This is a genomic window from Wenyingzhuangia sp., from assembly GCF_039768515.1.
Classification (GTDB): Bacteria; Bacteroidota; Bacteroidia; order Flavobacteriales; family Flavobacteriaceae; genus Wenyingzhuangia.
Genome location: NZ_JBDNAI010000068.1, coordinates 26,566 through 35,536, shown reverse-complemented (window position 1 = coordinate 35,536; position 8,971 = coordinate 26,566). Strand labels below are relative to the sequence as shown.

The following is an 8,971-nucleotide window of genomic DNA, read 5'->3' as shown; positions in this document are numbered from 1 at the left end:
GATGCTTCATTAGGAGCTGGAATGTTGCTGTACCCAAACCCAACAAGTGAGCTGTTACACTTAGACCATGACACGGCAAAAGAACTAGATTATGTGGTTTATGACCTCACAGGAAAACGAGTACAGTCTACTACCTGTTCAGGAACGCAACATGTGATCAACGTATCACCACTTGCCCCAGGGGTTTATGTTTTGGAAACCCATACAAGCCAACAAAAAAATCAGTGGCGTTTTGTGAAAGAATAAAATTTACCTATCAACATGAACATTCCTCACCTTCGGGTGGGGATTTTTTATGACTTTGATGCTATTTCTTATTCAAAACTTTTAATAATCAATAGGGTAGGCGTTCACCATTTTATTCAAAAGTCATAACCCTAGTAAGCTCACTATTTTTCAACTGGGCTTTGGCGGTTGTAAGATCTATTGGGTTTTCAGTCTCAAAGTGAAGAAATGAGGCTGTTTTACAGAGTTTTATGGTTTCTTTCAAGGCAATCGCATGGGTGTTTCCATGGACAAAATCTATCATGTCTTCTTTTGTTTCCCAGTGGGTAAAGGAATAGAATACTTGGATACCGACATTGCTCAATTCAGAGTCAATATTCCCTTTGCTTTGCTGAGATTCTAAATGTATTTGTTTAGAGAGTTTCAAAAACTCGGGTAGTAAAGCTCTTTTTTTTAGGGTGAATTCTCCTATTGAAACTATCATTGTTAGTCAAATTTAGCATAAAATTTACCGTTCCACTTTCCTTGTACACGGAGTACCTGTTCTATGATATCACGCACACATCCTTCACCACCGTTGATGGGAGAAACATATTTTGAGATGCCTTTTATTTCGGGAGCTGCATTTTGAGGGGCGCAAGGCATACCTACCAACTCCATAACTGGATAATCAGGAATGTCATCACCCATATAGACAATCTCTTCTGGATTAAGATTGTATTTTTGAATGATTTCATGGTATTTTTCTATTTTATCATGAACCCCCAAGTGTATTTCTGTAATTCCTAATCCTTGTAATCTAGACCGAACACCCTCACTACTCCCACCAGAAATGATACAGACAGGAAAGCCAGCATCCATAGCAGTTTTCAGAGCATATCCATCTTTGATATTCATATTTCTTACGAGTTGCCCATCAGGGAATATGGTGACCATTCCATTGGTTAAAACACCATCTACGTCAAAAATAAATGCTTTTACATCGTTTAATAATTCTTTATAACTCAGAGCCATGATTTTCCTGTATTGATTTTGTTAATATTTGATACACCTCTTTTTGTGTTCCTGACAGTTGGTTGAGCTGTTGTTTTAGTGTTGCCACATCATTTCTAACGGCAGGTCCTGTTTGTGCACTTTTAGGAGATAAAATTTGTGTTTTTAAAAAAGTTTCTTGCAATAGGGGTTGTAGAATCTTAAAATCTAGATCATTGTCTTTGCAAATATCATAAGCCATACCAATGACGCTATTGCTAAAGTTGTTGGCAAATACAGCCGCCAAATGAAGTTTTTGTCGCTTGTCTTCAGCAACAGGATGTACTTGTTTAGAAATCAGTTGGGCAAAACTTTTTAGGATTTCAAAATCCTCTTCTTTTTCGGTTTCGATACACAAGGGTGTTTTTGTCAAATCGATTTTTTTCTCCTTACTAAAACTTTGTGCAGGATACAATACTCCTCTTCGGTTTGCTTGTAACAGACGGAAAGAATTTGTGCCAGAGGTATGTACAACCAGTCCTTTGGTATGCAATAAATTTATGTTCTTGATTCCTTCATCAGGCAATGCAACAATATAAAGATCAGCTTTTTTTAAAGAATTCAAATCGGTTGTGGTTGGGGCAATGTCTTTGAAAGGCATCAAACCGTTCTCAGATCGATTATAAATTTCAATCAAATCCAATGAGGGGTGCGCTGCGCAACCTTTGATAAGGTGGGTAGCTACTTTACCAGTTCCAAGAATACCAATGCGAATCATAGTTGTCAAAAATAAGAACATTTTTGAAACTAATATTAAATTAATTTAGATTTGATTTAAGCACTTGGTAATGTATCTTTGAAGTCTAAAAATAAAACAGTATGAAATTAACATTAATAGCAATTCCTCTTGTTTTGGTGGGTATATATGCCTTCAAAAATAAAAAAACGCCTACAACCAATACCAAACAGTCTATTTACGATTTTGTGGTAAAAGATTTACAGGGAAATGATTTTGACTTTTCCACTTTGAAAGGGAAGAAAATTATGATTGTGAATACAGCCTCAAAGTGTGGTTTGACTCCTCAGTACAAGCAATTGCAAGAGATTTATAGTCAATATAAAGATTCAGAAGATTTTGTGATCATAGGTTTTCCAGCCAACAATTTTTTATACCAAGAGCCAGGAACTAACGATGAAATAGAAGAATTTTGTCAGCTAAATTACGGTGTGACTTTTCCTATGATGGAAAAGATTGATGTGAAAGGGAAAGATCAAGCTGAGATTTATCAATTCTTGACCCATAAAAAGTTTAACAAATACAAAGATTCCAGAGTCAAATGGAATTTTCAGAAATATTTGATTGGAAGAGATGGACAATTAGAAATGGTTGTAGATCCAAAAACAAAACCAAATGACCCAAGTGTTATTGCTTGGATAACGAAGTAAACATGAGTTTTAAACTAGACATACTTGCGATAGGTGCACATCCAGACGACGTAGAATTGGGCTGTGGTGCTACTATTGCCAAAGAAGTCGCTGCGGGAAAATTGGTTGGGATCTTAGATTTAACTCAAGGAGAGTTAGGGACAAGAGGTACACCAAAAATAAGGGCGATGGAAGCAGAAGCCTCTGCTGGAATTTTAGGAGTAATGGTTAGAGAAAATTTAGGCTTGCCTGATGGTTTTTTGGAAAACAGTAAGGCATACCAACTCAAAATAGTCGAAGTCATTCGCAAATACCAACCCGATATTATTTTGTGTAATGCCATTGAAGATAGACATCCAGATCATGCGAAAGCCAGTACTTTGGTTACCGATGCCTGCTTTTTGTCAGGACTGAGAGCGATCAAAACAGATTTAACTGGTGAAAATCAAGACGCGTGGCGTCCTAAAAACGTTTATCATTATATCCAATGGAAAGGAATAACTCCCGATTTTGTTGTTGATGTATCTGATTATATGGATGTTAAAGAAAATGCTATAAAAGCGTTCAAGTCTCAATTTTATGATCCACAAAGTAAAGAGCCAACTTCTCCTATAACCAGTAAAAACTTTTTTGAAAGTATCAGCTACAGGGCCAAGGATTTAGGGAGAATTATAGGGGTGAATTACGCGGAAGGTTTCACTGTTGAACGTTATGTAGCAGTGAAAAATTTATCAGATATTTTTTAAATTTTTCTTTGCTGTAACTAAGAATCCTCTTATATTTGCAACCGCTAACGCGAAAGCGCGCACATGGTGGTTGTAGCTCAGTTGGTTAGAGTATCGGTTTGTGGTACCGAGTGTCGCGGGTTCGAGTCCCGTCTTCCACCCGAGAGTTTAAAACTCTTTAAAATTCAAACGGTTTAAGTCGTGACTTAAACCGTTTTTTTATGCTTAATGATGTAGGTAGTCTTCGTGAAATATGAGTTTGCTTCGTTTTCTCATTTAACGCTTGTCCTTAGCCAATTCCTTAGCTCTGTCCACACAAGCAATTGTTCCATTTTTGATCAATTGGTGTACTTTGTTGTCCTCAAAGTTATTTAAAGCCGCACGGGTAGTTCCACCTTTAGAAGCTACGCGATTCATCCAATCTTCGAGAGAAATGTCGTTTTGTTTGTAGAGTTCTATCGCACCTTCAAAGGTTTGAGCGGTTAGTGTTTTGGCTTCTTCACTAGAAAACCCAAAATCTTGAGCAGCTGTAGCTAAAGCGTTCATAAAGTAAAATATATATGCAGTTCCGCTTCCAGAAATTCCGGTAGTGCTGTCAATCATATCTTCATTTTGTACTTCAAAAGCTTTACCTGTTGACTTCAAGATACTTCCAACGAGTGCCAAATTTTCTTTGTCTACTTCTTTAGAGCCTACGTAAGTGGTCATTCCTAGTTGGATAGAAGCTGGAAGGTTTGGCATGCATCTAATGATTTTGTTCACACCTAGCCCTTGCTGGATCGTTTCAATAGTCATTCCTGCCATGACAGACACAAATACTTGTTCTTTGTTGACGATGGTTTTGATGTCTTCAAAAACCAAGGGTGCAATCTGTGGTTTTACTGCCAAGAAGACGAGGTCTGCCTCCACGAGAACATCATAAGAGCTTGTTGCTTTCATTTTGTTCATCGCATTGATTTCAGCAATGCGTTCCTCAGATTTATCTATGATTTGGATATCGGCTATATTTGCATTAAAAATTCCTTCCGCATAGGTAAACCCCATGTTTCCTCCACCAATAACAATTATTTTTTTCATAAGTATGTGTTGAGCTATTTTTCGTTGTATTTTTCAATTCCTTTTTTAAGAATCTCTACAGCACGTATTAATTTTTCTTTTTTAAGCACATAAGCAATACGTACTTGGCTTAACGCTATGTTTGGAGTAGAATAGAAACCACTACCAGAAGCCACCATAACGGTTTGATTGTTGTCACTAAATTCTTCTAGCATCCAACGTGCAAATTTGTCAGCATTGTCAATGGGTAAATCAACCAAGCAGTAGAAGGCACCTTTGGGTTTCACGACTTGTATTCCTTCTATTTTTTCCAATTCTCTAATCAGCACATCTCTACGTCCAATATATTCTTTTCTCACTTCGTCAAAGTAGCTTTGAGGGGTGTCAATGGCAGCCTCAGCTGCAATTTGAGCCAGGGTAGGAGGGCACAATCTAGATTGTGCCATTTTCATTACGGTACTGATTAGTTCTGGGTTACGAGAGACAACACAACCTACCCTTGCACCACACATACTGTAGCGTTTAGAAGTAGAGTCAATCATGATGGCGTTAGGTTCCATTCCTTCTTCTTGCATTACCGAGTAGTGACCCTCTTCTGTATACACAAATTCACGGTATACTTCATCTGCAATTAAAAACAAATCATATTTAACGACTAATTTTTTGAGTTGTTTTATTTCTTCTTTTGAATACACTGTACCAGTTGGATTTCCTGGGTTGCAAATTAGTATGGCACGTGTTCTAGGGGTAATTAATGCTTCAAATTCATTGATATTGGGCAACGCAAATCCATCATTTATATTTGTGTTGATGGGAACAACGTTGACTCCAGCTGCAATTGAAAAACTTGTGTAATTTGCATAAAAGGGTTCAGGAATAATGATCTCGTCTTGAGGATCAGTGATACTTGCGATGGTAAAGTACAAAGCTTCTGAACCTCCAGTGGTAACCAAAACTTGTTCGTTATTGATATCTATTTGATGCCTTTTGTAATACCCTACCAACTTGTCTCTATAGGTTTCAGAACCGTTAGAAGTGGAGTATTCTAAAACCTCCATATCAATATTACGGACAGCGTCTAGAGCAATCTTAGGAGTTTTAATATCAGGTTGACCTATATTTAAGTAAAATATTTCTGTTCCACGTTTTATTGCTGCCTCTGCAAAAGGAACCAATTTTCGTATGGGAGACTGCGGGATATTACGACCTTTATTAGAAACTCTTAGCATAGTGTTTTGTCTATTTTAGCCTCACAAAAGTACAAAAATCTATTTGCCTAAGCTATAGAACTTTTTGACTTTAGCATTGAGTACAAAAAAACTGCTTACGTTTTTTGTAAGCAGTTTTTTAATGATGTGAATATGAATCTATTTCTTGATCACTTCTCCTTTGATCTTCAATACTTTTGGTTGGCCAGTAGCATTGGAAACGATTGTAACTGTTTTGGTAAATCTACCTACTCGTTTGGTATCATACTTTACCTTGATTTCTCCAGTTTTTCCTGGCATGATAGGTTCTTCTGGTTTGGTAGGTACGGTACATCCGCAACTCCCTTTTACACTTTCTATAATCAAAGGGGCACTACCTACATTCTTGAATTTAAAATAACGGACACCATCTGCTTCACGAGCAATAGTCCCATAATTGATGACTTCAGTATCAAATTTAAAAACAGGTTTTAGGGTGGTGTCATTCTCAGGGGTAACATGTTGAGCGACTGAAAACATTGGGGCTAGAGCCAAACAAATAATAAAAGCTAATTTTTTCATGATGATATAATTTTAAGTATAAATATATATTTTATATTCAAATTTTCAATAACCATATCATTATTTTTTTTCTCCTGTGTATATTTGTATTTTTGCGAACCTGTTACATAACAAATATCAAGAATGAGTATTCCAAATACATACAACGCTACTGCAGTAGAAGAAAAATGGTATGACTACTGGATGGAAAATAATTATTTTCATTCCACTCCAAATCATAAAATCCCCTATACAATTGTAATTCCACCCCCAAATGTTACTGGGGTTTTACACATGGGGCATATGCTAAACAATACCATTCAAGATGTGTTGATCCGTAGGGCTCGATTGAGAGGCTATAATGCATGTTGGGTGCCAGGAACAGATCATGCTTCAATTGCTACAGAAGCCAAAGTTGTTGCGAAGTTAAAGGCAGAAGGGATCAATAAGGAAGATTTGACACGTGATGAATTCTTGACGCATGCTTGGGAATGGACAGAAAAGCATGGAGGGATTATTTTAGATCAATTAAAAAAACTGGGAGCTTCATGTGATTGGGAACGAACCAAGTTTACCATGGATGCTGATTTGAGTCAAGCCGTAAGAAAAGTATTTGTTGATTTATATAAGAAAGGAGAAATTTATAGAGGATACCGAATGGTAAATTGGGATCCTGAAGCAAAGACCACTCTTTCAGATGAGGAAGTGATTTTTGAGGAAAAGCAAGGAAATTTTTATCATATCAATTATCAAATAAAAGGGACAAATGAAGTCATTACCATTGCCACAACTCGTCCTGAAACTTTATTAGGAGATACTGCGATTTGCATCCATCCAGACGATGAAAGATATGCTCACTTAAAAGGAAAAAAGGCGATTGTTCCTATTGCAAATCGAGAAATACCAATTATAGAAGATGTGTATGTGGATAGGGAATTTGGAACGGGTTGTTTGAAAATAACTCCAGCCCATGATCAAAATGACAAAGTTTTAGGAGAAAAGCATGGCTTAGAAGTTATTGATATTCTCAATGATGATGCTACTTTAAACGAAAACGGCCTCCATTATCGAGGGAAAGATCGTTTTGTCGTTCGTAAAGAAATAGCCAAGGAATTAGAAGAAATGGGTGTTTTGGTAAAAGTAGAGCAACACCTTCATAAAGTTGGAACTTCGGAAAGAACAAAGGCGGTGATTGAGCCCAAAATTTCCGCACAATGGTTCTTGCGTATGGAAGATATTGTTAAGCCTGCATTGGATGCCGTTTTAAAAGAGGAAGACATAAAATTATATCCAAAACGCTATAACAATACCTATCGACATTGGTTAGAAAACATTAGGGATTGGAACATTTCTCGTCAACTTTGGTGGGGGCATCAAATTCCGGCCTTCTTTTATGGTGAGGGGGTAGAGGACTTTGTGGTTGCCACTTCAATAGAGGAGGCTTTACCATTGGCAAAAGAAAAAACAGGTAACAGTTCGCTAACCGTTGCAGATTTAAAACAAGATGAAGATGCATTAGATACTTGGTTCTCTTCATGGTTGTGGCCGATCTCCGTTTTTGACGGTATCAATCATCCTGAGAATGAAGAAATCAATTACTATTATCCAACCAACGATTTGGTTACAGGGCCAGATATTATATTTTTCTGGGTAGCCAGAATGGTTTTTGCTGGGTATGAATTTAAACAAGAAAAACCCTTTAGCAATGTATATTTTACAGGTATTGTAAGAGACAAGCAAAGAAGAAAAATGTCTAAGTCTCTAGGGAATTCCCCAGATCCTATTGCGTTGATGCAACAATACGGTGCAGATGGAGTTCGCGTAGGATTGTTATTGTCTGCCGCTGCAGGAAATGACTTGATGTTTGATGAAGACTTGTGTGCTCAAGGACGAAATTTCACCAATAAAATATGGAATTCTTTCAAGTTGATCAAAGGATGGGAAGTTTCTCAAACAGAGAAACAACCTGAAGCTTCAAAAATTGCCATTGATTGGTATAAAGCTAAGTTTCAAAAGACTTTGGCAGAGATTGATGCTAATTTTGAGGTTTATCGTTTGAGTGATTCTTTGATGAGTCTATATAAGTTGGTTTGGGATGATTTTTCATCCTGGTTTTTAGAAATGGTTAAACCCGCTTTTGGAACCCCTATGGATACAGAAACTTATAAAGAGATCATAGGTCTGTTAGAAGACAATTTGAAATTGCTTCATCCATTCATGCCTCACTTGACAGAAGAAATATGGCAATTGATTACCGATAGAAGTCCACAAGAAGCATTAATTATCGCTTCTTATCCAGAAGTTGTTCCTTATCAAGAAGAGATTATTGCTCAATTTGAAATTGCTTCAGAAGTTATATCAGGGATACGAACCATTAGAAAAGAGAAAAACATATCTTTTAAAGAAACCATTGATTTGGCTATTTTGAATCATGAACAAACCGCTAAAGATTTCGATAAAGTTATCGCAAAGATGGGGAATGTTGCTGATTTGTCTTATGTAGATAATGCCGTTGACGGAGCCTTGAGTTTTCGTGTAAAATCTAATGAATATTTCGTTCCGATATCTGGTGCTATTGATGTAGAAGCTGAATTGGTCAAATTGAAAGAAGAGTTAAAATATACAGAAGGTTTCTTGACTTCAGTTCAAAAAAAATTAGCAAACGAACGTTTCGTTAACAATGCTCCTGAGCAAGTTATTGCAGGAGAGCGCAAGAAAGAAGCTGACGCTTTGGCTAAGATTGAAACCCTCAAAGCAAGTTTGAATTCTTTGTCATAGAAAGATGTTTAAGATAGATAAAAAGTTGAAGGCCTACGGGTC

Annotated in this window: 10 protein-coding genes and 1 tRNA gene; 5 read left to right on the top strand and 6 right to left on the bottom strand. The window is 36.9% G+C overall.

Going from position 1 to position 8,971, the window contains the following annotated elements; all coding sequences use genetic code 11:
- Positions 1-246: T9SS type A sorting domain-containing protein (locus tag ABF281_RS04180; protein WP_347180439.1), on the top strand; the 246-nt coding region annotated here is incomplete at its 5' end.
- Positions 247-358: 112 nt separating this feature from the next.
- Here ABF281_RS04180 and ABF281_RS04175 read toward each other — a convergent pair.
- The 3 genes from ABF281_RS04175 to ABF281_RS04165 are packed head-to-tail and all read right to left on the bottom strand — an operon-like array spanning position 359 to position 1,996.
- Positions 359-709 (bottom strand): hypothetical protein, encoded by a 351-nt coding sequence (locus tag ABF281_RS04175; protein WP_347180438.1) that lies wholly within the window; start codon positions 707-709, stop codon positions 359-361.
- Positions 710-711: 2 nt separating this feature from the next.
- Positions 712-1,239, bottom strand: coding sequence for an HAD-IIIA family hydrolase (locus tag ABF281_RS04170; RefSeq protein WP_347180437.1), 528 nt, complete (start codon positions 1,237-1,239; stop codon positions 712-714).
- The gene (locus ABF281_RS04165) at positions 1,223-1,996 is read right to left on the bottom strand and encodes a Rossmann-like and DUF2520 domain-containing protein (RefSeq protein ID WP_347180436.1); all 774 of its coding nucleotides are present in this window, start codon (positions 1,994-1,996) and stop codon (positions 1,223-1,225) included. The genes ABF281_RS04170 and ABF281_RS04165 overlap by 17 nt, the downstream gene beginning before the upstream one ends.
- 80 nt (positions 1,997-2,076) lie before the next feature.
- On the opposite strand from ABF281_RS04165, the gene ABF281_RS04160 reads away from it, so the two are divergent.
- From ABF281_RS04160 to ABF281_RS04150, 3 genes are all read left to right on the top strand, one after another.
- Positions 2,077-2,643 carry a glutathione peroxidase gene (locus ABF281_RS04160; protein ID WP_347180435.1) on the top strand — a complete coding sequence of 189 codons (567 nt, stop codon included), beginning with the start codon at positions 2,077-2,079 and terminating at the stop codon, positions 2,641-2,643.
- Between the two features lie 2 nt (positions 2,644-2,645).
- Positions 2,646-3,368 (top strand): bacillithiol biosynthesis deacetylase BshB1, encoded by a 723-nt coding sequence (gene bshB1 / locus ABF281_RS04155; RefSeq protein WP_347180434.1) that lies wholly within the window; start codon positions 2,646-2,648, stop codon positions 3,366-3,368.
- Between the two features lie 65 nt (positions 3,369-3,433).
- Positions 3,434-3,509 (top strand) — tRNA-His (locus ABF281_RS04150).
- Between the two features lie 114 nt (positions 3,510-3,623).
- Here the strand turns inward: ABF281_RS04150 and proC are convergent.
- The 3 genes from proC to ABF281_RS04135 all read right to left on the bottom strand — a co-directional run bounded on the left by proC (position 3,624) and on the right by ABF281_RS04135 (position 6,172).
- A complete protein-coding gene (proC, locus tag ABF281_RS04145) occupies positions 3,624-4,424 on the bottom strand; it encodes a pyrroline-5-carboxylate reductase (protein WP_347180433.1) in 801 nt (266 codons plus the stop codon).
- Between the two features lie 14 nt (positions 4,425-4,438).
- Positions 4,439-5,632, bottom strand: coding sequence for a pyridoxal phosphate-dependent aminotransferase (locus tag ABF281_RS04140; RefSeq protein ID WP_347180432.1), 1,194 nt, complete (start codon positions 5,630-5,632; stop codon positions 4,439-4,441).
- A 138-nt stretch (positions 5,633-5,770) separates the two neighbouring features.
- On the bottom strand, positions 5,771-6,172 hold the full coding sequence (locus tag ABF281_RS04135) for a DUF1573 domain-containing protein (protein ID WP_347180431.1): 402 nt from the start codon (positions 6,170-6,172) through the stop codon (positions 5,771-5,773).
- 123 nt (positions 6,173-6,295) lie between these two features.
- Here ABF281_RS04135 and ABF281_RS04130 point away from each other — a divergent pair, with 123 nt between their 5' ends.
- Positions 6,296-8,929: a valine--tRNA ligase gene (locus ABF281_RS04130; protein ID WP_347180430.1), complete on the top strand. Its 2,634-nt coding sequence runs from the start codon at positions 6,296-6,298 to the stop codon at positions 8,927-8,929.
- Positions 8,930-8,971: the final 42 nt, after the last annotated feature.

What these genes read in the sequence shown, in the direction of transcription:
- ABF281_RS04175 (WP_347180438.1), bottom strand. Translation starts at nt 709, where the DNA reads ATGATAGTTTCAATAGGAGAATTCACCCTAAAAAAAAGAGCTTTACTA.
- ABF281_RS04170 (WP_347180437.1), bottom strand. Translation starts at nt 1,239, where the DNA reads ATGGCTCTGAGTTATAAAGAATTATTAAACGATGTAAAAGCATTTATT.
- ABF281_RS04165 (WP_347180436.1), bottom strand. Translation starts at nt 1,996, where the DNA reads ATGTTCTTATTTTTGACAACTATGATTCGCATTGGTATTCTTGGAACT.
- ABF281_RS04160 (WP_347180435.1), top strand. Translation starts at nt 2,077, where the DNA reads ATGAAATTAACATTAATAGCAATTCCTCTTGTTTTGGTGGGTATATAT.
- bshB1 (WP_347180434.1), top strand. Translation starts at nt 2,646, where the DNA reads ATGAGTTTTAAACTAGACATACTTGCGATAGGTGCACATCCAGACGAC.
- proC (WP_347180433.1), bottom strand. Translation starts at nt 4,424, where the DNA reads ATGAAAAAAATAATTGTTATTGGTGGAGGAAACATGGGGTTTACCTAT.
- ABF281_RS04140 (WP_347180432.1), bottom strand. Translation starts at nt 5,632, where the DNA reads ATGCTAAGAGTTTCTAATAAAGGTCGTAATATCCCGCAGTCTCCCATA.
- ABF281_RS04135 (WP_347180431.1), bottom strand. Translation starts at nt 6,172, where the DNA reads ATGAAAAAATTAGCTTTTATTATTTGTTTGGCTCTAGCCCCAATGTTT.
- ABF281_RS04130 (WP_347180430.1), top strand. Translation starts at nt 6,296, where the DNA reads ATGAGTATTCCAAATACATACAACGCTACTGCAGTAGAAGAAAAATGG.